The sequence below is a fragment of the Bacillus sp. MD-5 genome, from assembly GCF_002201875.1.
GTDB lineage: Bacteria > Bacillota > Bacilli > Bacillales > Bacillaceae > Bacillus > Bacillus stercoris.
Window position 1 is genome coordinate 2,798,492 of the sequence record NZ_CP021911.1, and the last position, 25,411, is coordinate 2,823,902.

The 25,411-nt window shown below is 45.3% G+C and carries 23 protein-coding genes; 7 read left to right on the top strand and 16 right to left on the bottom strand.

The window, feature by feature from the left end:
• Window positions 1-36: 36 nt before the first annotated feature.
• Window positions 37-315, top strand: a complete 279-nt coding sequence (locus tag CDO84_RS14150) for a YtzH-like family protein (RefSeq protein WP_003237926.1) — start codon at window positions 37-39, stop codon at window positions 313-315.
• Here CDO84_RS14150 and CDO84_RS14155 read toward each other — a convergent pair whose 3' ends face one another.
• The 5 genes from CDO84_RS14155 to thpR form a co-directional block, all read right to left on the bottom strand.
• Window positions 316-1,113, bottom strand: a complete 798-nt coding sequence (locus tag CDO84_RS14155; protein ID WP_009967993.1) for a phosphotransferase family protein — start codon at window positions 1,111-1,113, stop codon at window positions 316-318.
• 179 nt (window positions 1,114-1,292) lie between these two features.
• Entirely contained in the window at window positions 1,293-3,449 is a 2,157-nt protein-coding gene (gene pulA, locus CDO84_RS14160; protein ID WP_040082115.1) for a type I pullulanase, read from the bottom strand.
• Window positions 3,450-3,474: 25 nt separating this feature from the next.
• Window positions 3,475-4,404 carry a YegS/Rv2252/BmrU family lipid kinase gene (locus tag CDO84_RS14165; RefSeq protein ID WP_040082114.1) on the bottom strand — a complete coding sequence of 310 codons (930 nt, stop codon included), beginning with the start codon at window positions 4,402-4,404 and terminating at the stop codon, window positions 3,475-3,477.
• Window positions 4,405-4,452: 48 nt separating this feature from the next.
• Window positions 4,453-5,367, bottom strand: a complete 915-nt coding sequence (locus CDO84_RS14170) for a hypothetical protein (RefSeq protein ID WP_040082112.1) — start codon at window positions 5,365-5,367, stop codon at window positions 4,453-4,455.
• A gap of 25 nt (window positions 5,368-5,392) precedes the next feature.
• Window positions 5,393-5,944 carry an RNA 2',3'-cyclic phosphodiesterase gene (thpR, locus tag CDO84_RS14175; protein WP_040082110.1) on the bottom strand — a complete coding sequence of 184 codons (552 nt, stop codon included), beginning with the start codon at window positions 5,942-5,944 and terminating at the stop codon, window positions 5,393-5,395.
• Between the two features lie 148 nt (window positions 5,945-6,092).
• Between thpR and cysK the strand changes: the two genes are divergently transcribed.
• Window positions 6,093-7,028, top strand: a complete 936-nt coding sequence (gene cysK, locus CDO84_RS14180) for a cysteine synthase A (RefSeq protein WP_040082108.1) — start codon at window positions 6,093-6,095, stop codon at window positions 7,026-7,028.
• A gap of 33 nt (window positions 7,029-7,061) precedes the next feature.
• On the opposite strand, the gene pepV is transcribed toward cysK, so the two are convergent.
• Window positions 7,062-8,453: a dipeptidase PepV gene (pepV, locus tag CDO84_RS14185; protein WP_040082107.1), complete on the bottom strand. Its 1,392-nt coding sequence runs from the start codon at window positions 8,451-8,453 to the stop codon at window positions 7,062-7,064.
• A gap of 96 nt (window positions 8,454-8,549) precedes the next feature.
• Here pepV and pbuO point away from each other — a divergent pair, with 96 nt between their 5' ends.
• Window positions 8,550-9,848: a hypoxanthine/guanine permease PbuO gene (gene pbuO, locus CDO84_RS14190; protein ID WP_014665030.1), complete on the top strand. Its 1,299-nt coding sequence runs from the start codon at window positions 8,550-8,552 to the stop codon at window positions 9,846-9,848.
• Between the two features lie 39 nt (window positions 9,849-9,887).
• On the opposite strand, the gene CDO84_RS14195 is transcribed toward pbuO, so the two are convergent.
• Together CDO84_RS14195 and CDO84_RS14200 are read right to left on the bottom strand one after the other, a co-directional pair.
• Window positions 9,888-11,045, bottom strand: a complete 1,158-nt coding sequence (locus tag CDO84_RS14195) for an ABC transporter permease (RefSeq protein ID WP_040082105.1) — start codon at window positions 11,043-11,045, stop codon at window positions 9,888-9,890.
• Window positions 11,042-11,752: an ABC transporter ATP-binding protein gene (locus CDO84_RS14200; RefSeq protein WP_040082104.1), complete on the bottom strand. Its 711-nt coding sequence runs from the start codon at window positions 11,750-11,752 to the stop codon at window positions 11,042-11,044. The genes CDO84_RS14195 and CDO84_RS14200 overlap by 4 nt, the downstream gene beginning before the upstream one ends.
• Window positions 11,753-12,040: 288 nt before the next feature.
• On the opposite strand from CDO84_RS14200, the gene CDO84_RS14205 reads away from it, so the two are divergent.
• On the top strand, window positions 12,041-12,262 hold the full coding sequence (locus CDO84_RS14205; RefSeq protein WP_003152337.1) for a DeoR family transcriptional regulator: 222 nt from the start codon (window positions 12,041-12,043) through the stop codon (window positions 12,260-12,262).
• A gap of 118 nt (window positions 12,263-12,380) precedes the next feature.
• On the opposite strand, the gene CDO84_RS14210 is transcribed toward CDO84_RS14205, so the two are convergent.
• Window positions 12,381-13,100: a pseudouridine synthase gene (locus CDO84_RS14210; protein ID WP_040082103.1), complete on the bottom strand. Its 720-nt coding sequence runs from the start codon at window positions 13,098-13,100 to the stop codon at window positions 12,381-12,383.
• A 68-nt stretch (window positions 13,101-13,168) separates the two neighbouring features.
• Window positions 13,169-14,803 carry a lipid II flippase MurJ gene (gene murJ, locus CDO84_RS14215; protein ID WP_040082102.1) on the bottom strand — a complete coding sequence of 545 codons (1,635 nt, stop codon included), beginning with the start codon at window positions 14,801-14,803 and terminating at the stop codon, window positions 13,169-13,171.
• Window positions 14,804-15,005: 202 nt separating this feature from the next.
• Here murJ and CDO84_RS14220 point away from each other — a divergent pair, with 202 nt between their 5' ends.
• Together CDO84_RS14220 and opuD are read left to right on the top strand one after the other, a co-directional pair.
• Window positions 15,006-16,268 (top strand): BaiN/RdsA family NAD(P)/FAD-dependent oxidoreductase, encoded by a 1,263-nt coding sequence (locus tag CDO84_RS14220; protein WP_040082530.1) that lies wholly within the window; start codon window positions 15,006-15,008, stop codon window positions 16,266-16,268.
• Window positions 16,269-16,457: 189 nt separating this feature from the next.
• Complete coding sequence (opuD, locus tag CDO84_RS14225) at window positions 16,458-17,993, top strand: glycine betaine transporter OpuD (RefSeq protein WP_014665036.1); 1,536 nt, start codon at window positions 16,458-16,460, stop codon at window positions 17,991-17,993.
• Window positions 17,994-18,031: 38 nt separating this feature from the next.
• Here opuD and CDO84_RS14230 read toward each other — a convergent pair whose 3' ends face one another.
• From CDO84_RS14230 to rmgP, 6 genes are all read right to left on the bottom strand, one after another.
• Entirely contained in the window at window positions 18,032-18,214 is a 183-nt protein-coding gene (locus CDO84_RS14230) for a sporulation protein Cse60 (protein ID WP_003223398.1), read from the bottom strand.
• 67 nt (window positions 18,215-18,281) lie between these two features.
• Window positions 18,282-18,950 (bottom strand): YesL family protein, encoded by a 669-nt coding sequence (locus CDO84_RS14235; RefSeq protein WP_040082099.1) that lies wholly within the window; start codon window positions 18,948-18,950, stop codon window positions 18,282-18,284.
• Window positions 18,951-18,970: 20 nt separating this feature from the next.
• A complete protein-coding gene (locus tag CDO84_RS14240; RefSeq protein WP_040082098.1) occupies window positions 18,971-20,257 on the bottom strand; it encodes a Gfo/Idh/MocA family protein in 1,287 nt (428 codons plus the stop codon).
• A gap of 11 nt (window positions 20,258-20,268) precedes the next feature.
• Entirely contained in the window at window positions 20,269-20,772 is a 504-nt protein-coding gene (rmgS, locus tag CDO84_RS14245; protein WP_082032953.1) for a rhamnogalaturonan transport/degradation protein RmgS, read from the bottom strand.
• Window positions 20,769-21,890: an unsaturated rhamnogalacturonyl hydrolase gene (gene rmgQ, locus CDO84_RS14250; RefSeq protein ID WP_156122881.1), complete on the bottom strand. Its 1,122-nt coding sequence runs from the start codon at window positions 21,888-21,890 to the stop codon at window positions 20,769-20,771. Before rmgQ ends, rmgS begins: the two co-directional genes overlap by 4 nt.
• 7 nt (window positions 21,891-21,897) lie before the next feature.
• On the bottom strand, window positions 21,898-22,863 hold the full coding sequence (gene rmgP / locus CDO84_RS14255) for a polygalacturonan/rhamnogalacturonan ABC transporter permease (RefSeq protein ID WP_014665041.1): 966 nt from the start codon (window positions 22,861-22,863) through the stop codon (window positions 21,898-21,900).
• A gap of 214 nt (window positions 22,864-23,077) precedes the next feature.
• On the opposite strand from rmgP, the gene CDO84_RS14260 reads away from it, so the two are divergent.
• Complete coding sequence (locus CDO84_RS14260) at window positions 23,078-25,393, top strand: helix-turn-helix domain-containing protein (protein ID WP_052438137.1); 2,316 nt, start codon at window positions 23,078-23,080, stop codon at window positions 25,391-25,393.
• The last annotated feature ends 18 nt before the right edge of the window (window positions 25,394-25,411 follow it).

Here is a 25,411-nt window from a genome sequence, read left to right on the forward strand (position 1 = left end):
TTTAACCCGTATGATACTGAAGGGATGTGTACCGTTATGGGTTTACATTATGAGCATCAAGTTCATTTATTGAAGGATATCTTGACTGACCATCAATTGGACTGCTGCGGAACAGTCGCAGAGTACGAGCAGCTTGAGCGTGTGATTAAATCACTGATGGCAAACACCGAGCTTGATTCAAATTTTAAAAACGTGCTTGAGGATGTTTACCGCTACAGCCAATCAGGAATATCGTCCAAATCCATCGACTCACACATACAAGAGCATCAGAACAGCCTGTCTCAATGGGTAGAGCAAATGGATTCGTATTCCTGATTAGTCAACAATTCGTTTCATGAGGATATGCAGTTCTTCCATTGCATCATGAAATTCCTTGTCATTGCCTTTTGCTTTATGCCAGGCAATGAAAGTGATTGTTTCAGATAACACATACCAAGCCATTCGCAACCGAAGGCTTTCTGTCAACTCTATGCCGTACATGCTCAGCCAGCTCTCCCAAGCTGGCTTTTCGACATAGTGGTACAGCAAAGGTCCGAGGTCCATCGCCGGATCAGCGATCATGGCGCCGTCCCAGTCAATTAAATACAGCTGGTTGTCTTCAGACAATAGCCAGTTATTATGATTGACATCACAATGGCAAACGACTTTCTCACCGAAATGCACTTCATGCAGGTGTTCTTCCAAATACTTGATCCCTTCTTGAATCAGCGGCGAAGATTGCTGCACAGCAAATACAGCCTGCTTCAGCTGAGACAAAAGAGCCCCCGGGTTCAGCGGTTCTTTTCCAAGTCTCTTCAGCATGTCCAGCAAGGCTTTTGATGTGTGTATTTTACGAAGCAATTCAGCAACGGGCCGTCCGCTCATGTCTTTAGGCTTCAGCTCTCTGCCGGTCATCCAGTGCTGGGCCGTAATGACGTCCCCATTTTCCATCCGTTTTGTCCAAACCAGCTTCGGAACAATGCCTTCGGCGGATAAAACAGCTAAAAAAGGTGAGCTATTACGTTTTAAAAAAAGCTGCTGCCCGTTATGTTTCGCATAATATGCATCTCCTGTAGCTCCTCCGGCGGGGAAGATCTCCCAATCGCTACCTAGTAATTGTCCCAACCAGTTCATATCAATGTTCAACCCATCATTTCTTAAAATATTTTAGAATAAAGGCGAATCGTCTCTAGTCTATCCAGCGAGCGCCTTTTTCGTACGAATCGTATGAAAATAAAAAAGACAGCTATTGAGAGTCTCATATGCTAATCAATAGCCGTCCTTTAAATTTTAGCGCTATAGCACAAACTTCGTCAAGCAAAACTCTTAAGATCTGATGCTAAATATAAGATAACTGTTCCGATGCCGTTTACTGCAACCGTTTTCTTAATTTCTGCCGGGTCTTGCTGAAATCCTGATGGATCACATAAAAGCCGATATGGTTTATCGTTTGGCAGCCTCCACTCGACAGAGTTCGGACTCGCATGATGGATAACAATGATATCTTTCCATTCGTCAACCTCGTCGAGATCATAAAGCCTGTATGCGATAAAGTGTTCTTTTAGCGTCAAACATTCAAGATGGCGCCGGATGTCTGCAGCGGACCTGAGACGGAATGCGGGATGCGCTTTTCTCAGCGAGATCAGCCTGCGGATATAGTCAACATCTTCTTTGAACGTTTCACGCCGATCCCAGTCCAGCTCGTTAATGCTGTCACTGGATTGATAGCTGTTTTCCACTCCCTGCTTCGTCCGGAAAAATTCCTGGCCGCTATGAATAAACGGCACCCCTTGGGCTAGCAAAATAATCGCGGCGGCAAGCCTTTGCCTGCTTCTCTTTCGGCTGTCATTTTCTTGAGGAAGCGCGAAGCTCATTTTATCCCAAAAGGTGTGATTGTCATGTGATTCAACATAATTGATGGACTGGCTTGGTTCCGGAACAATCGGGGCGAATGCCTTCCATCCAGAAGAGCCGGCAATCCCGTGCATAACAGCTTGCGCTGATTCACCGCTGCCGAGTGCAAACCCTGCTGCCATGAGGTGAAAGGTGTTCCCTTTTACAGCGTCACGAAACATATCATTAAAAAAACCGATACCGGGCATTCTTGGTGCGTTTACCAAAGTAGCTTTCTGTTCATGCGGCAGCGGTGTAGCCAGATCCCATCCTTCTCCAAAAAGCAGGATTCCGGGCTTTGCCTTAGTTGCTTTCTCTTTCATATAAAGCACGGTGTCAATATCTAAAATGCCGAGCAGATCGAAACGGAAGCCGTCGGCATTGTATTCTTCAAGCCAATAGACCACGCAATCCGCAATAAACTTTCTCGCCATCCTTCTTTCTGATGCAATATCATTGCCAACGCCAGTGCCGTTTGACGGCATCCCAAATTCGTCATGCCGGAAAAAATAACCGGGCACTGTTTTTTCAAAGGGTGAATTCTCGCGATGATACACATGGTTAAAAACAACATCCAGAATGACTCGCAGACCGTGCTGATGCAGGGTATTGATCATTTGTTTCAGCTCTGTTTTTCTCGTTTGAGGATCATGAGGATTTGAGGCATAGCTTCCCTCCGGGGCAAAGAAATGAAGCGGGTTATATCCCCAATTATAAGCATCAAGCGGCTTCTCTTCATCAACTCCGGCAAAATCGTTCACCGGCAGTAGCTCGACGTGTGTAACACCAAGCTCTTTTATATACGCCAGTCCAGAAGAACTGCCATTTGCGGTCTGTGTATCAGTTTCCGTTAATGCTAAGTATTTTCCCTTGTTGATCATGCCGCTGTTTTCATGGATGGAGAAGTCGCGAAGGTGCGTCTCATAGATGACGGCATCCACAGGGTTTGAGAATGGCTTAAGCGGAGCAGTCCATTTCATTTGATCCGGGCGCAAGACGACGCCCTTCTCTCCATTTACTGTCACGGCCTTTGCATACGGGTCAACGGTTTCCGCCCAATCTGAATTGTTGCAGATGCAGAACACATACTCGTACCCGTGAAGGTCACCCATGACCGTAACAGCATAGACGCCCTTTTCCAAGCGAGTCATTTGGAATGTGCGCCCGCCTTTATTGGGGTGTGAAAGCTTGACTGCAGCTGAGGTTGCAGCAGGCGCCCATACTTTAAATACGGTATGATCCGCAGTATAAACGGCGCCGAGCTCTCCGCCATAATAAAATTCGTCATCAAATGCAGCCGTCCGGATGACCGCGCCGATTTGGAGATCGGTTTTGTGGCCGCTGGATGCACTGACGAAATGGATTTTTCCAAATGTCACAGGATGGTCGGATACGCAGATGTACTTGTATTTCGCTTCAAGGGAGTATTCCTCCCTGACAGCCAGAGGAAAATCTGTTGTTTCTGTCTCAAGCCGAAACGGCGGTGTCATGATTTCTTTTTGTTCAGCAGGAATCAGGACGGTAATGATATTCATGTCATCGACATACGCTTCGAAGCTGCGGCGGATGCTGACCATCGGAAGCTCTCTCCTCCAAACACGTTTATGTTTTGATCCTGAGGGGTGCAGGACTAGATGCCAGACGAAACGGGGTAGTGCCCATGATTTCTCCGTCAGCATGAAACGGGATTTTGTCCTTCGTGTAAAACGTAACGTCTTTTGCTTTAAACATCGTAACGCCATCCATCTTTGTATGTTTTCCAAATGCCATCAGACATAAAAGCCAATATTTTTTCAAAAACGGCTGATTTTCAACGATTACGATGTCAAATGTCTTCTCGCGGGGATTTGCTAGCGGCGCCGCCTTCATGCCTCCCCCGTAAAACGGATGGTTGGATACAACCGCAAACCAGACATCATGAAATTCATGCGTCTCCCCTTCCGTTGTACAAGCTAACGTAAACGGCTTAAAGGTTGCTGAGGCGTGCAAATGAGAAAGCGGATACACTAGAAATCGAAGGCGGAGAAAAAGAAAAATCCGTCTCAACGGAAATTCCATCGCCTTTTTATTGACATATGCGTCAAAACCAATCCCGATATGATTCATAAAATAAAGAATTTGTGATTTATCCTGAAGGAAATTGACGCTCCCTAAATGAAAGGTTCTTGTTAGCGGACGCTTTACCTTCTTAATTTCCTGTATCAGGTCGATTTTTTTAATAGAAAATCCCCGTGAGAAATCATTATACGCGCCCGCTGGCACAAAGCTCAGTTCAATATCGTCTACATCCTTCAGGCCGTTGACAACTTCATGCATGGTTCCGTCTCCGCCAATGACGATCAGGCGCTTCAGCTTATATTCCTGTATCGTTGAAATCTGTCTGGCGAGCACCTCGGCGTGTCCCGGATGTTCAGTTAAAAACGAACGGTGCTCAACCTTTCGTTTGATCAATTCCTTTTGAATGGACTTCCAAACACGCAGGCCGTTTCGATGTCCTGCTGTCGGATTAATAATAAAAAACCAATGGCTCATCTTTCTCACCTGCTTATGTTATGAGAAAACCGCTCAAATCGTTCTCTTTTACTCCAGCCACTCTTGTCTGCGATGGGAGTCAGACATGCAGTAAGACAATAGAGCCTTCGCAGCCTTTACCTGATGGTGTTTGATCGGAGCAGTGTTTTTCTTCTGCCGCTCAATCCATTCTTCCGCGCTCCGCTTATCCGCAATTTCTAAGCCATATGGCGGCTCAGGGTAATCGATGTACGACGTTCTGCTCAGAAGCAATTTTCGAACCGGAATCTCGGCCTGTTTTTCCTTTACGATCTTTGACACAACAGAGTCCGTTCGAAACAGGCTCAGCCCTGGATTTAACACTGATGCAGTCTGAGAGGCTGTTTTCTTGTCCCAAAAACGATTTTTAGACCCTATGTAGACACTGTCTTCCTCGGCCTCTAAAATAGAAACGCAATAAATTTCCAGAGGAGAAATAATCACAATGCTTAATTCAACCGCCGCCTGCTGAATTCTCAGCACAGGCTTATACATAATGAAATAAGAATCGGGCAGCTGTTGGGTCAGATAACGCAAAATGCGGTCCTGCTTCACCTGGTTTGAGAGTTGAGATATTTCTGAAAGAGTAGAGCTTGCCCATTTGAGCTGAAAATCATATAAATGTCTTTTATAAAAAGAAGCAAGCGCCATCCTGCTCTTTGGGAGCCTTACATGAATATCTTCTTCATCCTCAAACCATTGGTGTCTCTCTTCTTGTATATCGGCTTTTATCTCTTCTTTTCTTCTTTTCAATGAAAATTTTTTTCGTTTTTGCGCCGGTTCCGGTTCTTCAGCACTGGCTTGTCTTTCTTCTTGCTGGCGTTCCGCCGCTTCTACCAGTGAAAGCCAGCGCTCTTTTTTCAGCCGTACAAACTGGTTGATATAATGGTACGGATCAAGCTCGTATCTCGATATATAATCATGAATTTTGATGATTTGTGCCATGTTTGTTTCTCCACTCCGCAATGAATTAAGATAAATGAAATTTGAATATTTCCTCGTATTTTGGTGATTGGTTCAAGTGTATTTGAAAGAGCGAAAACCGCTCAGCCCTCATCGAAACCTCGCCGCTTTCAAACGGAACATGAGCCGGAAATCCTTCTTCGCCTGTCCATTTTCTCGCCAGCGTCATATGAGGATGATACGGTCTTTTTTCCACTTGAAAGCCAGCCTGGAGCACAGCCTGCTTTGTATGTTCCCTCAGCCTTTCAAGCGTGTTGTTTTTCTTAGGCTCCAGGTGTAAAACGCGCGGCCTTCTGCGGTCGCCGAATACATCTATCTTGCCAAACTCAATTAAAAACGGATCGATTTCTGAAGCAATCTCGGCTAGCGAACCTTCAAGCTTCTTTATTTGTGTCTCATCCGCCGCTCCGAGAAAAATTAACGTGATATGATAGTCAAGCGGGTGCACCCATTTTTGAAACGTCAATAGCGGCTCGTTTTTCGCAGCCTGGTAAATCGGGTTTGCAATTCCCTCAGGTATGGGAACGCCGATGAAATAATGAGGCCGTATATCTGGCATCCGTCTGACACTCCCTTCTTTAATAGCTATTATTTTATCAATAAAGAGGCTGTGCGGATAGAGGAACAGCGTATGAAAACACTCTCGCACAAACGTTTATTATGTTAGGATATTATATGACACTTGTTTTATTCAGAAAGGAATGACAATGTTGAAAATCGTTGAAAACACAGCTGATCTGATAGGAGATACACCGCTAGTGAGATTGAATCGGCTTCAGCCGGAAAATGCGGCACAAGTCTATTTAAAGCTTGAATTTTTCAATCCGAGCGGCAGTGTGAAAGACAGAGCAGCTTATCAAATGATCATAGAAGCTGAACAAAACGGTTTGCTAAAGCCGGGATCAGTTATTATAGAGCCGACAAGCGGAAATACCGGAATCGGGCTCGCTATGAATGCGGCAGCACGCGGATATAAAGCAATCTTAGTCATGCCTGATACGATGACGAAGGAACGGATCAACCTGCTTAAAGCTTACGGCGCAGAGGTTGTATTAACTCCCGGAGAGGAAAGAATGCCGGGCAGCATTAAAAAAGCGAAGGAGCTTGCCGAACAAATTCCGAACAGCTATATTCCAATGCAGTTCGATAACACTGCCAATCCTGATGCGCACCGGAAAACAACGGCGCCTGAAATTGCCCGGGCTATAGAGGAAATTGGAAAACCGCTCGGCGCTTTTGTAGCCTCTTCTGGAACGGGCGGAACCATTACCGGAACAGGTGAGGCGCTCAAAGAGCTTTTTCCGGATATCACGGTTCATGTTGTTGAGCCAGCGGGTTCGCCTGTATTATCCGGCGGAAAACCCGGAGCGCATAAACTTGTAGGAACGAGCCCAGGCTTTATACCGCCGATTTTAAATGAAAACGTTTATGATGAAATTATCAAAATCTCTGATGAAGACGCATATACAACGACAAAACGGCTTGCTGCTGAAGAAGGAATTCTTGTCGGCCCTTCATCAGGCGCTGCCTGCTTCGCGGCAATCGAAACAGCGAAACGCCTCTCTCCTGACAAAGTTGTCGTCTGCATGACAGCCGATACAGGAGAACGGTACTTATCAACTGATTTATGGTCATTTATTTAAAAAAAGGACTGGCTTCAGCAGAAGCCGGTCCTTTTATTTTGCAAGCTCGTAAATGGCCTGCGCATATAATGCTGTCGATCTAAGAAGGTCATCAATTTCAATATATTCATCCTTTTGATGTGCGCTGTCAGGGCGTCCGGGGAACAGCGGGCCGAAGGCGACACCGGCTTTTAGCGATCTGGCATACGTCCCTCCGCCGATTGAGATTAAGTCAGCTTTTTTACCCAGCTGGCCTTCATAAACCTTTTGCAGGGTTTTGACTAGCGGATGATCTGCTGACACGTGATGCGGCTTGCTGTCTTTGAATTCGCCCAGCTCAAATTCAGTTGCGCTTTCGAATGCATCCCGGATTGCTTTGCTTTCTGCTGTCACAGGATAGCGGATATTGATCCCGAGCTCGCCTCCTTGCCCTTCTTTATAGCGCAGTGTTCCGACGTTTAATGTCAGCTCACCGCTGATTTCATCCTCACAGTCGATGTTCAGTTTCTTTCCTCTTGTATCACCTGAGAATTTGTCTGTCACCACTTGCACAAACCGCAGGCCTGCATCGTCAAGCTCAGTCTGCTGCAGAAATTCGCACAATAAAATGCCGGCATTGATCCCATTGTTCGGTTCCATCGCATGGCAGGAAAGCCCGTACATACGCAAAATGAGCTGTCCGTTCTCTATTTCAGCTCCTCCTTTTTGATCCGTCGTGCGGAGCATGTCTTTAAATGAAGACAGAATCTCTTCTTTTTTCGGCCCTTCAATGACGGCTTCAGCAGCGTCAGGCACCATGTTCAAACGGAGGCCTGACTGAAACGAGACAAGCACTGCCTTTGGCTCGGCTTGGTTTGAGACATGCGGGATAAGTAAAGAAGCATCGATAATCCCTTTTTCCGCGTTAATAATCGGAAAATCGGCGTCAGGCGCAAAGCCAAGTGTTGGCATTTCTTCATGCTTGAAGTAATGCTCTACGCATCTCCAATCGCTTTCTTCATCTGTTCCGATAATCATTCTGACTCGCTTGGACAGCGGCAAATTCATGTCTTTTACGATTTTCAGCGCGTAGAATGCTGCCATTGTCGGGCCTTTATCATCAATGGCGCCTCTTGCATAAATCCGCCCATTACGGATTTCAGCTGAAAACGGATCACTCGTCCACCCGTCTCCCGGCGGCACGACGTCAACATGGCAAAGTACGCCGACAATGTCATCGCCCTCGCCCCATTCAATATGACCTGCGAAGCCATCAAGATTTTTTGTTGTAAAGCCTTCTTTTTCTCCAAGCTCCAGCAGTGAAGTCAGGCTGGCGTTTACCCCTTCTCCAAACGGTTTGCCCGGTCCGGCGGTTGTTTCGTCCATGACACTGTTGATTCTCAAGAATTCCTGCGTATCACGAATTAAATCCTCTTTTCTTCTGATCACTTCAACTTCCCAGTTCATAATGATCCCCTTTCCGCAAGAAATGACTTGCAAAAACCAAATAAAACGAATAATATTAATGGTGTTTTGTTAAAACGTTCGTAATTGGAGGATACTATGTTTCATCTAAAAGAGCAGCAAACATCCATAAAGCAAGAAATCATAGCAGGGCTGACGACCTTTTTCACAATGGTCTATATCGTCGTGGTCAATCCGGTCATTTTGGCTAACGCCGGGGTTCCTTTCGACCAGGTTTTCACCGCAACGATCATTGCCTCCATTGTCGGAACGCTGTGGATGGCCCTGGCAGCAAATTATCCGATTGCTATTGCGCCCGGCATGGGCTTGAACGCATATTTAGCCTTTCATGTCGTAAGCGCAAGCGATGGCGGCATCACATACGCAACAGCTTTCAGCGCAGTATTTACAGCAGGGGTTCTCTTCATTATTCTATCGTTAACGCCTTTAAGAAAACAACTTATAGAAGCGATTCCAAACAATTTAAAATACGGGATCACAACAGGGATCGGGCTGTTTATTGCTTTTATCGGTTTGCGTCAAGCGGGAATTGTGGCAGCTGATGAATCAAACCTGGTTACTCTCGGCAATCTGCATTCACCGGGTGTCATTTTAACACTCGTCGGCCTTTTGATCAGCGTGGTCCTGATGGTGCTGAATGTAAGCGGCGCTTTATTTATCGGAATGGCAGCTACCGCTTTGATCGCCTTTTTTACCGGACAGCTTCATTTTTCAAAGGGATTTATGTCGTTTCCTCATTTGCCGGAAGGATTGATGATCTCAAATCCATTTACCGCTTTTGGCGACGTCATTCATCACGGCCTGTACGCTGTCGTCTTTTCTTTTCTATTGGTCACCATTTTTGATACGACAGGCACAATGATCGGAGTAGCAGAGCAAGCAGGGCTCATGAAAAACAATAAGCTGCCGAACGTGCGAAAAGCGCTGCTTGCTGATTCAACCGCGACGACAGTAGGAGCTGTGTTCGGCACAAGCCCGACGACGGCATTTATCGAATCTTCCGCAGGCGTCGCAGCTGGGGGAAGAACGGGGCTTACAGCTTTGACTGTGGCGGTGATGTTTGCGGCATCAATGTTTTTCAGTCCGCTTGTCAGCGCCTTGTCCGGCATAGCTGCCATCACCTCGCCTGCTTTGATTATTGTAGGCAGTCTGATGATGGGCTCAGTTTCCAATATGAACTGGAAAGAGATGGATGAAGCATTCCCAGCGTTTCTCGTCATTTTGGCTATGCCTTTGACATCAAGCATTTCTACAGGAATCGCCCTTGGCTTTATTTCGTATCCGATTGTAAAAGCGGCACGGGGAAAATGGAGAGAGATTCATCCGCTCGTTATCGTTTTCGCCATACTGTTTTTCATCCAGCTGTTTATTTTATAAAAAATAAAGAAAACCCAAACGCTCAGTCGTTTGGGTTTTTTATGTCAATAATAAAGAGACGGCGGCCGCAAAAAAACAGCAGGCGGCAAACGCATAGTGCAGAGTGTTGATACAGCTTTTTCTGGCCCGGTAATATTCATCACTTTCCATATCGGTTCCAATTAAAAAAGGGGCATCCATGACCTTATCAAAAATAAGCGTCAGGATATAACGGCAAACACCTGTATAAACCAGAAGCGCTATCACCTTCAGCCAAATCGGGGAGACAAAAATCAAAATCGTAAAGGCCGACAAAAGCATGTACATTTCCCTCATATACTCGCCATTCCTCAGCATGACTTTGAAAAACAATTCCTTATAGCCAGTGCAGATCGTTCGCCTTTTAAATATCCTTTTTGAATTGCGGTATAATAACGGTTTTCTTCTCATCCTGTCTTTTACTTTCGGCATTCCCGCCTCCTGGCTCATCATCATCACAAGTCCTGCAAGGGCAAGCCTTCTTTTTTTCTCTTCAGTCACCTCAGCTTCAAAAGCCGTAAACGTGGCTGTCTTTTTCAAACTGCGGACGGCTGAAAAAAGCAAAAATAATATGCCTAAAAGCGCAAGCAAGTGCCACTCAGTCAAAACAATCAGGACAGCAGAACCAGCAAAAAGAATAGCTCTGACAAAGATATCGCCAATCCATCTCGAAATGGAGCGCGGCTTTCTGATCCTGTCTTGCTTTAAGGATAAAAAGAATGTATGAAGGCCAAACAAATAACACAATAGAGCAGTGCTTTCTGCGAATGTGATGTGAACAGAATGACGGATTAAAGGAAAAACAACGAAAAAGAGCAACAGCCATTTGGCCAGCGTGACCAAAAAAGAATACAAAAGCGCATACCGTTTTAACTGATAGATTATTTCTTTCTTTTGCAGCAAAAACACTTTGTCCGCTTCCATTAAAAATGTGCGAATCGAGCCTGTAAACATGATCAGCACACACACAGCATACAGCCATCTCCATTCCGCCACTTCAGACCACTCATAAAGAAGGCCTCTTCCGTTCATCAAATCAATATACTGATAGACGACAAAAGCAAAAGCCGGCAAAACGATATAGAGAGCGACTGTCCAGTCAATAACGGCATGCAATACCTTAAACTGATACCTGTAATAGTCAAACAGCCTCCGAACAAAGAGCGTACGCCCGTTCATGGCCGATCACCTTGAACTGCCTTATAAAAACAGTCAAGCAATGACTGCCCCTCTAATCCGGTCTTGTCCTGAATATCTTTTAACGTGCCTTGGAGAAATAAAGAACCTTTTTCAATCATGTAAAACCGGTCACAGATCTTTTCCGCGGTATCGAGCACGTGTGTACACATGAGAATGCCGGCTCCCCGTTCTTTTTCAGCTTTAAGCATGTCCACAAAACGTTTCGTCGATATCGGATCAAGCCCGATAAACGGTTCATCAATCACATAGATATCAGGCTTAGAGAGAAAAGCCTGGATAAGCATCAGTTTTTGCTGCATGCCTTTTGAAAAGGTGACAGGCAGCTCATGCCTGACATGATCAAGCGAAAATGTCTGCAGCAGGTTTTGGGCCCGTTGTGCAAATTCACTCTCTTCAATGCCGTGGAGTGTGCTGATCAGATCCAAATGCTCCCACAGCGTCAGTTCTTCGTAGAAGGACGGATGCTCCGGAATATATGCAAATGAACAGCCGTTCCAGGCAATTTGCCCTTTAAAATCTTCTGAGAGGCCGAGTATCGCCTTCATTGCGGTGCTTTTTCCGGCGCCGTTAGCACCGATCAGCCCGACCAGCTCCCCTTTTCCGACTTCCAGAAAAATATCGGTGAGCACTTTTTTACGGCTTGTATACCCCGCGTGTTCTATTGAAGTTTCAAGTAAATTTGTCAAACTCACCCACCTCCAAAATTTACTACGAAACAGAATAAAAAAAGTTTCTTTAAGCATAATAATATTGAGCCGAAATACATAGTAATCCAACAAGGATGGCTGCCCAACGAGAATTGGAAAAAATTAATAGGAGTTATCCCTAGATTCATTGCTGCAATATCGTGTATAATGAGGGCGAATTATTTTAACAATTACAGATGTCTGCCTTTGTTGCTATTTCGTACGCAGTTGATAGTCGTGAGTTGTGGTTAGTCAAGTCCATCCGATCTTATGATAGGGAGTGGTTTTTTGAAACCTTCAACAAACCGTATGCTAACTCGAATCAAATCAGTTTACATGTTTATCCAAGAAAAAGGTCTTGTGACAACGCAGGAACTGGTTGACGAATTCGGCATTACACCTAGAACGATTCAAAGAGACTTAAATGTGTTGGCATATAATGATCTTGTTCATAGTCCAAGCCGTGGCAAGTGGGAGACAACGAGAAAGAAAGTAAAGATTACCTCATAAATTGAAAAATTACATAGGGCCGCCTGTGAGCGGCCTGATAGATACAGGGCGAAGAAACTTCCGAGCCTTGTTTTTGTGTGCTTATAAATAAAACCCCGCATTCGTATGCGGGGTTTTTTCATGCTTGCGTTTCATTGAGCCAATGAAGTTCTTCCTCCGTAAGCTCCCGGTATTCTCCGGGTGCCAGAGCGGGATCCAGGGAGACGCGCCCCATCGAAAGCCGCTTCAGATAAACCACTTCATTGCCGACAGCCTTTGCCATCTGCTTGACCTGATGGTATTTTCCTTCGGTAATTGTCAGGTATATCACAGTATTGCCATTGTCGTTTGTTTTGATTTCCGCTTTTGCCGGCTTTGTTTTATAGCCGCCTTCTATGTAGACACCCGTTTCCAAATCGGAAATGTTTTCCGGTGAAATCTGTGATTTTAAATGGACTTCATACGTTTTTGGAACATGCTTTTTAGGAGAAAGGAGCCGATGTGCGAGCTGGCCATCATTTGTGAGCAGCAAAAAGCCCTCTGTATCTTTATCAAGCCTGCCGGCGGGAAATGGCTCAAATCTCATCTCCTCCGGCGTCAGCAGATCGATCACCGTTTGCTGCCGGCTGTCCTCGGTCGCCGACAGCACGCCTTGCGGTTTATTCATCATAAGATAAATGAACTCGCGGTAATCAACCGGTTCCCCGTATACGGTAACCTCCTGTGTATCAGGATCAACGTGCGCCTTTACATCTTTGGCCGGTTTGCCGTCGATCATAACGGCTCCCGCCTTCACAACGGCTTTGACTTCTTTTCTGGAACCATACCCGCTGTTGGCAAGCAGCTTATCAAGTCTCATTTCTCATCTCTCCTTTATAAAAGAAAGCCCGCAGCATGCGAGCCCTCTGTTTCATCATATCTTGTTCATCAGCCCGCATGTCTGCCTTTCTTTAAGAAACCCGGCAAACGGCGGCCTAAAATTTTCTGCAAAAATCCTAACCGGTAGCCGCAATACAGGTAAACAGCACCGCCAACAGCAGCCGCAATTACCACAACAATCGCAGCTTGCAGTTGGCCATCCTGATAGGAAATAAAGAAGCTTAATACCCACTGTACGATTTTCACGGCAATACCCATAATAGCTGATAAGACCAGCATCAAAACAGTTCGTTTAACCAGTATCTTATACGAATAGCCTGCATGGCGCTTAATCATGATAAATCCATATAAAAGTGAAGCGATATATCCAAGAGCCGTCGCTAAAATCGCTCCGTCAGCCTGCATCAGCTTGATTAGCGGAACATTCAGCACAAGCTTGATCACGACACCGATCACAAGGCTGACAACCGCAAATTTTTGTTTATTGATGCCCTGCAGAATGGCTGCATTGACCGTAAACAAAGAGAACAAAATCGCGACTGGCGAATACCAAAGCAGAATGTTTGCTCCCAGTTCAGGATGAAGGCTCTCTGACCCGTAAAAGAACGTATACGTCGGTCCTGACAATAGAGAGATCCCGACAACAGCCGGAATAATTAAAAACAGGATCGTCTGCATCGTTTGGTTAATCTGCTGATTTAACAGCTTATAGTTTGCGCTTGTAAACGATTCAGTAATCGTTGGAATTAATGTCAGTCCGAAAGCTGTTGCAAGGGAAACCGGGATCATCACGAGCTTCTGCACATACAGGGTTAGAATCGCCAGCATGTCCTGGCTGATGGCTTGATGGCCGGCTTCAATCATCGCTTTGTTAAACGTATTTGTATCAATATAGTTATACAAAGGGATGGCTAGTCCGACAAAAACGTACGGAGCAGCATAGCTGAACAGCTCGAAAAACATTTTCTTGTAGCTTAAGTTTGCTGTCGGACCCGTATTCGGCATCATCGCCAGCAGGCTGCCCTTCCGTTTGTTCCAATAAATATACAGCACGACCAGCCCTCCGAAGGCACCGATCAGCGCTGCGAAGGTCGCATAGCCGACAGCGATGACAAGGCCGCCATTGAAAACCTTCAAAATCAGGTATGTCGCACTCAATAAAAAGATGATGCGGACAATCTGTTCAACGACTTGGGAAACAGCTGTCGGACCCATCATTTGGTGCCCTTGAAAGAATCCGCGGACAAGGCTCATAATCGGTACGACCAAAAGCGCTAAGCTGACCATGCGGATGACATAAACGACATGATCAATTGTCAGGCCGTTATTATCCTTGCCTCCCAGCGATATTTCCGCAAACATCGGAGCGGATAGATACAGAATAAAAAAGGCAATCATTCCTGTAACGAGCATAACCGACATGCCCGCCTTGAGCATTTTTCTGCTTGTCTCATAATCCCCTTTGGAATTATATTTGGACACAAATTTAGAAACAGCGGCCGGAAAGCCCATCGTAGCAATATTCAAAAATAAAGTGTATTGGTTGTATCCGTATTGAAATAATGCACCGCCTGTCGCCCCGACCATAATGCTGAAGGGAATTAAATAGACCATTCCCAGAATTCGCGATATATATGTACCGAGCGTTAACACAAACGTGCCTCTTAACAGTTTGCTTGACATGTTTCTTCATCACCATTTTCTACGAAGATTCAACTTTTCTATTTTACCACAACTGGGCATTTAGACGGTAATAAATACAAAAGCAATCCTGTGAACATTCGTATCCGCTGCAAAAGACGTTTAAGGAGCGGCTTTCTTTCGCTATAATAGTACTGCGGACGGGATGTCCGCATACGAAACGAAAAGAAAGTTGATGATAAAGATGAAACAATATGACGTAATCGTAATTGGCGGCGGCCCTTCAGGCTTGATGGCTGCGATTGCAGCAGGGGAGCAGGGCGCTGGCGTTTTGCTGATAGATAAAGGAAATAAATTAGGGCGGAAACTCGCGATTTCCGGGGGCGGCCGCTGCAATGTGACAAACCGCCTTCCTGTGGAAGAAATTATTAAGCACATCCCCGGCAACGGGCGTTTTTTATACAGCGCGTTTTCTGAATTTAATAATGAAGATATTATCAAGTTTTTTGAAAACCTTGGCATTCAATTAAAGGAAGAGGATCACGGCAGAATGTTTCCTGTGACCGACAAAGCCCAAAGCGTTGTTGACGCGCTGTTAAACAGGCTGAAGCAGCTCCGTGTAACAATCAGAACGAACGAGAAAATTAAATCTGTTATATATAAAGATGGACAGGCGGCAGGGATTGTGACGAATAATGGCGAAATGATCCATAGCCAGGCTGTCATTATCGCTGTCGGCGGCAAAAGTGTGCCTCATACCGGAAGCACGGGAGACGGCTATGAATGGGCTGAAGCCGCAGGCCATACCATAACAGAGCTGTTTCCGACAGAGGTACCCGTCACTTCTGGCGAACCGTTCATTAAGCAAAAAACACTTCAGGGCTTATCACTAAGAGATGTAGCCGTCAGTGTGTTAAATAAAAAAGGCAAACCAATCATCACACATAAAATGGACATGCTGTTTACCCATTTCGGCCTCTCAGGCCCTGCCATTCTCAGATGCAGCCAATTTGTCGTGAAAGAGCTGAAAAAACAGCCCCAAGTTCCGATCAGAATTGACTTATATCCGGATATCAATGAAGAAACGCTTTTCCAAAAGATGTTTAAAGAACTGAAGGAAGCACCGAAAAAAGCCATTAAAAACGTACTGAAACCCTGGATGCAGGAGCGCTACCTCCTATTTCTGCTCGAAAAAAACGGCATCTCTCCGAACGTATCGTTTTCTGAGCTGCCAAGGGACCCTTTCAGACAATTTGTAAAGGACTGCAAGCAGTTTACTGTTCTCGCAAATGGCACACTGTCGCTTGATAAGGCATTTGTCACGGGAGGCGGGGTATCTGTAAAAGAAATCGACCCGAAAAAGATGGCCTCTAAAAAAATGGAGGGGCTTTACTTTTGCGGAGAAATTCTGGATATCCACGGCTACACAGGAGGATACAATATCACCTCCGCCCTAGTAACAGGAAGGCTTGCGGGGCTCAATGCCGGTCGCTTTTCCCGCTCCTGACCAGCCTTTTCAAATTTTTACAAAACGCTGAACATTTGAAAATTCTCCGCATTCATGGTAGGGTGAGACTTGTTTTGTTTCACCTGATTGCGGGGTAATTTTAAGAGAGGAATGATCTGCCAGCGTACGACCATACTAAGCCTGCGAGCAGATATAGGCGTACACAAAAAATTTAGAGGGTGAGAATATTTGAAAAATATATCTAGTGTATTTTGGATTGTGATTGTGATCACAGCTGCTGCTGTATTATGGGGCGTTGTTTCTCCAGACAGCCTGCAAAACGTATCCCAATCCGCACAAGCGTTTATCACCAATACGTTTGGTTGGTATTATCTTTTAGTTGTCTCATTGTTTGTCGGGTTCTGTCTCTTTTTGATTTTCAGCCCGATCGGCAAAATTAAACTAGGAAGACCCGATGAAAAACCGGAATTCGGGTTATTATCATGGTTCGCCATGCTGTTCAGCGCAGGCATGGGAATCGGCTTGGTATTCTACGGTGCGGCTGAACCGATCAGCCATTACGCAATTAGCTCTCCATCAGGTGAAACAGAAACCCCCCAAGCCTTTAGAGATGCACTCCGCTATACGTTTTTCCACTGGGGTCTGCACGCTTGGGCCATTTATGCCGTCGTGGCATTATGCATTGCCTATTTCCAATTCCGAAAAGGCGCTCCAGGATTAATCAGCAGCACGCTGTCACCGATTCTAGGCGATAAAGTTAACGGTCCGATCGGCAAATTAATTGACTGTATTGCTGTTTTTGCCACAGTCGTCGGAGTAGCCACAAGCCTTGGTATCGGGGCGACTCAAATTAACGGCGGATTGAGTTACTTATTTGGCATCCCAAATAACTTTCTCGTTCAATTTATTTTGATTGCCATTGTTACTGTGCTTTTCTTGATTTCTGCGTGGAGCGGACTTGGAAAAGGCATTAAGTATTTGAGCAACACCAATATGGTATTAGCTGGACTGTTAATGCTGTTTGTGCTGTTTGTCGGGCCTACCGTACTGATTATGAACTCATTTACAGATTCTATCGGACAGTATATTCAAAACATCGTGCAAATGAGCTTCAGACTGACACCGTACGATCCTGAAAAACGCGAATGGATTAACGGCTGGACGATTTTCTATTGGGCATGGTGGATTTCCTGGTCTCCATTTGTCGGCATTTTCATCGCCCGGGTATCCAGGGGACGGACGATCCGTGAATTTTTGATCGGTGTCTTGGTAACACCATGTATTCTCGCGTTCCTATGGTTCTCTATCTTTGGCGTATCGGCTATGGATCTTCAGCAGAACGGCACATTCAATGTAGCGAAGCTGTCTACGGAAACGATGCTGTTTGGAACACTTGACCATTATCCGCTGGCGATGGTGACATCTATTTTGTCACTGATCCTGATCGCTGTATTCTTTATTACGTCTGCTGACTCTGCAACATTTGTGCTCGGCATGCAGACGACCTACGGCTCATTGAACCCAGCCAATTCAGTAAAATTCAGCTGGGGCATCATTCAATCTGCCATGGCTGCTGTCCTCTTGTATTCCGGCGGTCTTTCCGCTTTGCAAAACACAGCCATTCTGGCAGCGCTGCCGTTTTCTATCGTCATCCTGCTGATGATTGCCGCTCTCTATAAATCGCTCTCAAAAGAACGAAGAGAGATCAAAAGAGCGGAGAAAATCGACAAACCGAGAAGTCCAAGAGTGAAAAAGGCATATTAACAAAAAAGATCTTTCCGCGCACGCGGGAAGATCTTTTTTTATTTGCGGTATAGAATAAGGGCGGAAAAACAGTAAAGCTGCTCACCGTCTGGGTCGCACGCCGCCGAAACCGTATATTTGATATCAATCAGCTGCTCCTCCGATATCCCTTTTAAAAATGAATTGATTTCCGTCTGTAAGTCTTTTTCATGTTCTTCATCAAATACTGCCACCTTCAGCATCTTATCCGCTCTCCTTTCTCTATCAATCTATTCCGTTTGGAACAGCGTTATGATAGAGAAATAATGATCACCTCATCTCCGGATAAAAAGCTTTCTTTGTATGGTGTTTCTTCTGCGGCACACCGTCTTGGTTCTCCACTTTCAACAGTACAGCATAAACCATTCGCATATGGCAGTAGCTGATCAGGCTGACGCTGAAAAAAGGGACAATGCCGGGCAAGTACGCAAGCAAGAAAAAGAGAGCCACAGTCAGCGCAAGCATCGCAAGCGTATATTGCAAATATGCTACACTGAGCAAGAGCGAAAACTTCACGTACAGACGTTTTTTCCAGTCAAAATGGACAAGCAGCGGAAACACATAAAAAAGCATGGATACGAACAAAAAGCCAAATATCATAATGGCGAAGCGCAGAACATGCAGAAGGAAATGGCTCGGATAAATAAAGGCCAAATCGATATAAATAATCAATCCGATGATCGCCAATACAGCGCCAATCAGATTTGAACGAAAAAACTCAGCCTTGTATTCCCGCCAAAACGTTTTGAGCACCGAAACGTTGTCCTGCCCTTGAATCCACTTCCGCATGACAGCGAATAAAGCCGCGGTCGCGGGCATGATGCCAAACACACCGAGACCGAGCAATACAAACAACAGCCACAGCAAGTTTGTATACGCGAATCTCATGATCCATTCGCAAAAGCGCAGCATCCGCCCCAGTGAAACATCATGTTCCATGGAGGTCCCTCCTTTTTGCACTATACATTCTGCATCTGAAAAAGCTCTTTAATCCCAATTGGCCTCTTTTCGGCAACCGAGCGCCACATTCCCTCACCAACCGCGATGGAGTAGGCTCCGGCTTCAGCCCCGGCTAAAATATCATAGCGGCGAAGCGGGTCTTTCCCTAAAAAAAGATCCTCAAGCAAAAGCGGATCGCCTCCGCCATGCCCTCCCTCATTTTTAACCACTTGTATCGTCTGCTTTGATTCAAAAAACGGATAGTATTCGATTGTCTGCTCAGGAAAAGCAAACGGAATTCTGGAAGGTTCGTGAAATTCATTTGATTCGATCCGCCCTTTTGTGCCGTTGATCGTCAGCCGGTAGCCTTCATACGGGGCCGAAAATAAAATCGAATAGCTTAATAGTGCACCGCCATCATATTTGACTGTCGCCACGTACGTATCCTCGATGTCAATTTCTTCGTCAAAAATACACGCGTCAGGCCTGTATGCAGTATATAAGCTGGACTGGTCTCCTGCTTGGAGATGATCATCCTTTACAGAAGCTTTGGAGGAACGGGGATGCCACCTAGAATAGTAATGGCACTTTTCTTTGACCCGGCATGTCCCGCAAAAACGCCCGTCTTCTTCCGGCAAGGGGTTCCACTCACTGTCCGGCCCATAGTAATTCAAGGCGCCGTAAGCAAACACCTCCTCCGGATTTTGCCCGAGCCACCAATTGACGAGATCGAAATGATGCGTTGATTTATGGACCGAAAGACCCCCGGAAAGCGGTCGCGACCTGTTCCAGCGTTTAAAATAACTGGCGCCATGATACGTATCAATATACCAATTTAAATCAACGGAAGTGACCCTGCCTATTTTTCCTTCCAGAATCATTTCTTTTATTTTCCGATGAAACGGGCTGTAGCGATAGTTAAACGCGACGGTGACTTTTCCTTCGCTTTTGGCCTCCGCTTCAAGCACCCGATTCGCATCCTGCACTGTCGTCACCATTGGTTTTTCAGTAATCACATCTGTATTCCACTGAAGGCTTTTTACAATATATGTGACATGCGTATCGTCCCTGCCTGCTACAATGACGATATCAGGCTTTGACACGCGCATCATCTCGTCAAAAGCATCTTCGTTAAACTCGGGCACGTGGGCCAGCTCGGGAAATTTCTCCTTGCAAACGGCAAAACGTTTCGGATCGGCATCCAGCAATCCGGTAATCTCATAATGAGTTGAAAACCGCTCCATCAGCGGCTTGATAAACATACTGAGAGCTCTGCTGCTCACTCCGCAAATGACGATGTTCTTCAATGTTCTCACCTCTATCGGGCTTCAGTTAGTTGGGAAATCAGCTGCAGCGCTTCCTCTGTTTTTTCAGCATACACAGGGATAAACGCCGCCATATCGCGATTCAATCGAAAAGAATAGCCGTTCAGCTGTTTTTCCCCTTTTTCGATCTGAACGGCATAGATTGTTTTCTCTCCTGTTTTTTTATTAACCGTTGTATAAGGAGATGTTTTTTCAGGAGACAATCCGTTTAACGGCTGAAAATTTTCTGGATCATCGTAAGCCTGAAACATGTCTTCAGGCACGATGAAAACATCTCCCTCATGGGCGGTAATTTCAGTCAGCAGTTTTTCCTGAAAAGCTGGAAAGATATCGACCTTCCCGGCATTCTGCCCAGCGGCCATTTTTATGTTTTCCTGTACGCCAGCCTTCATATCAGAAAAGAGAATGACATGCATTCCGTCCGGCCTGCTTGAGCATGATGCCAAAAAGAGCACTAAGACGATTACCCACAAAGCCGTACGTATCCTTTTTGTCATTTCCCCGCTGACCTAAATAGAGGCTCCAGCTCTGTCATGGCCAAAATAAACGCGCCGGCTCCGTGCAGATCGTTTGTGCTTCTTTCGCGGCTGACATAATAGTCATAGAAGCCGGCTGATGTTCCGACACATATGTCTTTGACAAGAAACGCTCCGTCTTCTGTTGTTTCGGTTTTATGCTGAATCAAGCCTTGATACGCTTTTAGTAGTGTTGTTTCGTAAGCTCTGTCTAGATAGCCTTTATTGATTCCTTTCGCAAGTGCGTACATGTACAGGCAGGACCCTGAGCTTTCCAGCCAGTTATCAGACCTGTCTCCCTTATCAATGATCTGATACCATAGCCCTGTCTCCTTGTCTTGATAGCGGCAGATGCTTTCCATCATGTCCTGCAGCGTGTTTTTCCACACATGACGGTTTGGATGCTTCTTCGGCAGCTCTTCAATCATGTCAGCAAGTGACATGACGTACCAGCCGATGGAACGTGCCCAAAATTCCGGTGAACAGCCTGTCTCTTCATTGGCCCAAGGCATTTTTTTCGCTTCATCCCAGGCGTGATAAAAGAGTCCGGTTTTTGAATCCTTCGTATGCTTTCTCATCAATGACTCCTGCAGCACGACCTGATCAAATAGCTCCGGCTCTTGCTTCAGATTCGCGTATTTCAGTGCGAACGGCCCCCCCATGTATAAACCGTCAAGCCACATTTGGTAAGGATAACCGTCTTTGTGCCAAAAACCATCCTCAGACGTCCGGTTCAATGTTCCATATAAGCCGCGGAGCCTTTTTGCCGCTTTGACATACCGCTCATCCTTCGTCTGCTCGTATAATGGAAAAAGAATGAGACCCGCTTGAATAGCGTCCAGCTCATCTCTCCTAAATAATAGATTGCCATAATCATCGATTAAGAGATCTGCATAAGCCTTCGCATACTCAAAATACCGCTTTTCTCCGGTTGCTTTCCATAACCGCAATACACCGCATAAGAAAACGCCTTGATGGTAATGCCAGCGGTTTGCAGGCGGCAGCTCCTCGACTGTGTACGTGTTCATAATCGTATTTGCCAATGCCTCCGCGTACGTAAGAGGCGATTTTACAGCGATTGATTGATCCATTGATCCCATCCCTTCCCTAATAAATTCCTTCCTCGCCAAATTTCTTCGCCAAACGATTCGCAAGCATGACCAAAATCAGCCCGACTGCCGCTTTAAATACGCCGACTGCTGTACTGTAGCTGAATTGGCCCTGTTTCAGCCCGGCAGTATAAACATACGTATCAAAAATTTCCGCTACTTCCCTATTCGTTGCATTTAACAGCAAATACACATGCTCGAAGCCAAGCTCCAGCGTGTCTCCGATTTTCAAAATCAGCAAAACGACGATAACGCTTTTAATGGCGGGCAGCGTAATATGCCACATTTGCCGCAGCCGTCCCGCTCCGTCCATTTTCGCCGCTTCATACAGCTGAGGGTCAACCGCTGTAATGGCCGCCAGATAAATGATCGTCGACCATCCAGCTTCCCTCCAGATAACCTGAAGAATATACAGGGGCCTGAACCATTCTTCGTTCAGCAGAAAATTGATTTTTTCACCGCCAAAAAACACAATCAGTTCATTAATCAAGCCTCCGTCTACCGTTAAAAGCACAAACGACAGCGATACCACAATGACCCAAGACATAAAATGCGGGATATAAATCAGCGTCTGAACAAATTTTTTAAAGAGAGCAATCCGCACTTCGTTCAATAGAAGCGCCAGCAAAATCGGCACCGGGAAAAATATGGCCAGGTTCAACGCAAATAACACGAGCGTATTTTTTAACAAGAGAAAAAATGTAGGCTCAGTAAACAGCCTGATAAAATGCTTCAGACCGACCCACTCACTGCCCAAAATGCCGAGGAATGGCTGATAATCCTGAAATGCAATCACAATCCCCCACATCGGAACATACTTAAAAAGCAAAAAATAAATACACCCAGGCAAAATCATCAAGTACAAATATTTTTGCTGGATCAGTTTACTTAGTAAGCGCTTTCTTTTTTCTTTTTTAAAAATGACTGCATCAACAGCCGGCGCTTGCGCTTCTGCTGTTTTCATTTTTTTCAAGCCTCCTTTCACAGGTTCTTGCATTCACTGTAGCTCAGCAGGCAAAAGTCCGTCTACAATCATATGATCACATCCTGTTTTATCCCTTTATGATCAATGGTTCAGCAGTTCCACCTGAAATAAAGACACCGATATTAGAAAATGATTATTGACAATATCTATCAATCTTTGGATTAATTGTATTAAAGTGAAGTGGATTTAGGAAATGGGGGGTTTTATGAAAAGAAGCCAATACAAGTTTTACTACAAGCTGATCACGTTTTTCTGCCTGCTCAGCACCATTCCGGTTATTTTGGTCGGATTGTTTTCGTACGAGCACTCTCAGAAAACGGCTATTTCCAACGTTTCGGAGGAAAAATTCGACACACTCCAGCAGACCCAGCAAAGCATCGAGCATATCTTGAAAACCGTTGATCACTCTTTGACCCACTATGTGAGTTCGCCGCCTCTCCTTCGCACATTGTCCGAGTCTTTGCACTCTGACCAATTTCAAATCTATAACCAAGTGAACCAAGAGCTCAATTATCTGCAAAGCTTTGATACCGACCTGTCCAATCTGACGTTAGTCAGTTTAACGAAAAAATGGTATATGAACAATTCCGGTTTGTACCGCTTAAACACAGACACTCTTCATGAAGCAGCCTCAGCATACACGAAACACAAAGCGAGCCGCTCATATTGGACACTTGAGGAAAACAATCATTTGATTTCCACAAAAGAAGGCACATCAGAAAACTGCCGTTACAATATCAATTTAATTAAGCAGCTGCCTTTGAACAGCACAAATACAAAAGGATTAGCCGCCGCAAGCATCCCGAGCTGTTCGCTTGTCAAAAATATGCCCGACTATTCTAACGCCAACAACCTGTTTATCATGGATGAAAAAGGCCGCATCATCCTGCATAACAATATGTCTGACGTCGGAGAATCTCTTCATAACGACGGTTTTGTCCAAAAAATGCTGGCGCAAACCGCTAATAGCGGTCAGTTTGAAACAGTTATTGACCGGATTCAGTATAAAGTCACCTATCAAAAATCCGATTATAACACGTGGACTTATTTTTCTCTCGTTTCCCTGCCTGAGCTAAAAAAAGAAGCCAAGTCAATCGGCTGGATCACTTTTACAGTATGCCTTATTTTGTTAACGCTTTCATTACTGTTTTCTTGGCTGGGTTCCCGCCATTTTTACAAGCCGATCAGGGTGCTTTACGAATCATTCGCAAGGCATGGTGCCATACAAGAAAAACAGCCGCCTCAAAATGAATTTGAGTTAATTGAACAGAGCTTTAAGCAGCTGAAGGACAGAAATGATGACCTTGAAGAAACGATGAAGCAGCAAGCCACTCACCTGCAGCAATATTTTATGGTCAGGCTTATGCTCGGAAAACTGACGGATGAGGAGGTTAATAACCGCTTTGAAAGCCTCGGCTTAAAGCAAAATTGGCGGCACCTTGCCCTGCTTGTGCTCCAAATTGACACACTGAATCATACACCTTACGAGAAAAAAGATATGGATCTGCTTTTGTTTGCCGTCAACAGCCTGATTGAGCGCAGCATCCCGACGGACAAACATCTTGCCCCCGCCGTGGTGGACAAACAGCAGGCAACGATTTTGATCAATCAAAGCGGGACAAAGGAGGAATTCATGGCCGAGTTGAATGAGACTGCAAGGATGATTCAGGAAAAAGCGGAAGCTGAGCTGCATCTGTCTGTCAGCATCGGAATCAGCCAGCCGTTTGATGCGCTGACAAAGGCGAAAACAGCCTACGCTGAAGGTTCGGAGGCGTTGAAATACCGGCTTAAAGCAGAAAACAAATCGATTATCTTTTATGAAGACTTAGACCAGAAAAAAACCTTCAAAACCCATTTTCCCAAGCAGCTTCAGCATGAGCTGTTCGATGCTGTCAAAGCAGGAGACAAGGAGAAAGCGGACAAATGCCTGCACGCGATTTTGCAAGCCATTTTCACCCAGAACACTAACCCGTACCAATTTCAGATCGCCATCGCGCGCTTTTTGAACCATGTGATTGAGCTGATGCATGTGCTCGGGATCGAATTGTTTGAGCTTGAAGAAAACAAAATGCTGTATGACCAGATTTTCGAGCTGAAAACGTTCGAGGATACCGAAAACTGGCTCAAAAATGAGTTTATTGACCCGATGACAGACAAAGTGAACGCCCGCGCGGATGCCCAGTACAAAAATATTTCCGACAACATCATTCATATCATCCACCATGAGTTTGAATCTGAGTTGACACTGGATGAAATCGCACGCAGGCTCCATTACAACCCAAACTATTTAAGCAGCATTTTCAAAAAAGAAATGGGTATTTCATTCAGCGAGTATGTCTCAAGCTACCGACATCATATGGCGAAAAGCTGGCTTGCCGAAACCGACATGGCGGTCAAAGACATTGCGGAAAAACTAAAATATAAAAACTCGCAAAATTTTATCAGGTCATTTAAAAAGCTGGAGGGGATTACACCGGGAAACTACCGCCAGCAAAAAAAAAGCATGTAAAAAACCCAAAACACGCAA

Coding starts and splice junctions, on each gene's coding strand:
- rmgP (WP_014665041.1), bottom strand. CDS start 22,863: ATGAAAACAGCAGAAGCGCAAGCGCCGGCTGTTGATGCAGTCATTTTT.
- murJ (WP_040082102.1), bottom strand. CDS start 14,803: ATGTCAAGCAAACTGTTAAGAGGCACGTTTGTGTTAACGCTCGGTACA.
- CDO84_RS14230 (WP_003223398.1), bottom strand. CDS start 18,214: ATGCTGAAGGTGGCAGTATTTGATGAAGAACATGAAAAAGACTTACAG.
- CDO84_RS14210 (WP_040082103.1), bottom strand. CDS start 13,100: ATGAGACTTGATAAGCTGCTTGCCAACAGCGGGTATGGTTCCAGAAAA.
- thpR (WP_040082110.1), bottom strand. CDS start 5,944: ATGCCAGATATACGGCCTCATTATTTCATCGGCGTTCCCATACCTGAG.
- CDO84_RS14195 (WP_040082105.1), bottom strand. CDS start 11,045: ATGAACGGGCGTACGCTCTTTGTTCGGAGGCTGTTTGACTATTACAGG.
- rmgS (WP_082032953.1), bottom strand. CDS start 20,772: ATGACAAAAAGGATACGTACGGCTTTGTGGGTAATCGTCTTAGTGCTC.
- CDO84_RS14165 (WP_040082114.1), bottom strand. CDS start 4,404: ATGAGCCATTGGTTTTTTATTATTAATCCGACAGCAGGACATCGAAAC.
- pulA (WP_040082115.1), bottom strand. CDS start 3,449: ATGGTCAGCATCCGCCGCAGCTTCGAAGCGTATGTCGATGACATGAAT.
- pbuO (WP_014665030.1), top strand. CDS start 8,550: ATGTTTCATCTAAAAGAGCAGCAAACATCCATAAAGCAAGAAATCATA.
- CDO84_RS14260 (WP_052438137.1), top strand. CDS start 23,078: ATGGGGGGTTTTATGAAAAGAAGCCAATACAAGTTTTACTACAAGCTG.
- CDO84_RS14155 (WP_009967993.1), bottom strand. CDS start 1,113: ATGAACTGGTTGGGACAATTACTAGGTAGCGATTGGGAGATCTTCCCC.
- rmgQ (WP_156122881.1), bottom strand. CDS start 21,890: ATGGGATCAATGGATCAATCAATCGCTGTAAAATCGCCTCTTACGTAC.
- cysK (WP_040082108.1), top strand. CDS start 6,093: ATGTTGAAAATCGTTGAAAACACAGCTGATCTGATAGGAGATACACCG.
- pepV (WP_040082107.1), bottom strand. CDS start 8,453: ATGAACTGGGAAGTTGAAGTGATCAGAAGAAAAGAGGATTTAATTCGT.
- CDO84_RS14220 (WP_040082530.1), top strand. CDS start 15,006: ATGAAACAATATGACGTAATCGTAATTGGCGGCGGCCCTTCAGGCTTG.
- CDO84_RS14150 (WP_003237926.1), top strand. CDS start 37: ATGGGTTTACATTATGAGCATCAAGTTCATTTATTGAAGGATATCTTG.
- CDO84_RS14170 (WP_040082112.1), bottom strand. CDS start 5,367: ATGGCACAAATCATCAAAATTCATGATTATATATCGAGATACGAGCTT.
- CDO84_RS14235 (WP_040082099.1), bottom strand. CDS start 18,950: ATGGAACATGATGTTTCACTGGGGCGGATGCTGCGCTTTTGCGAATGG.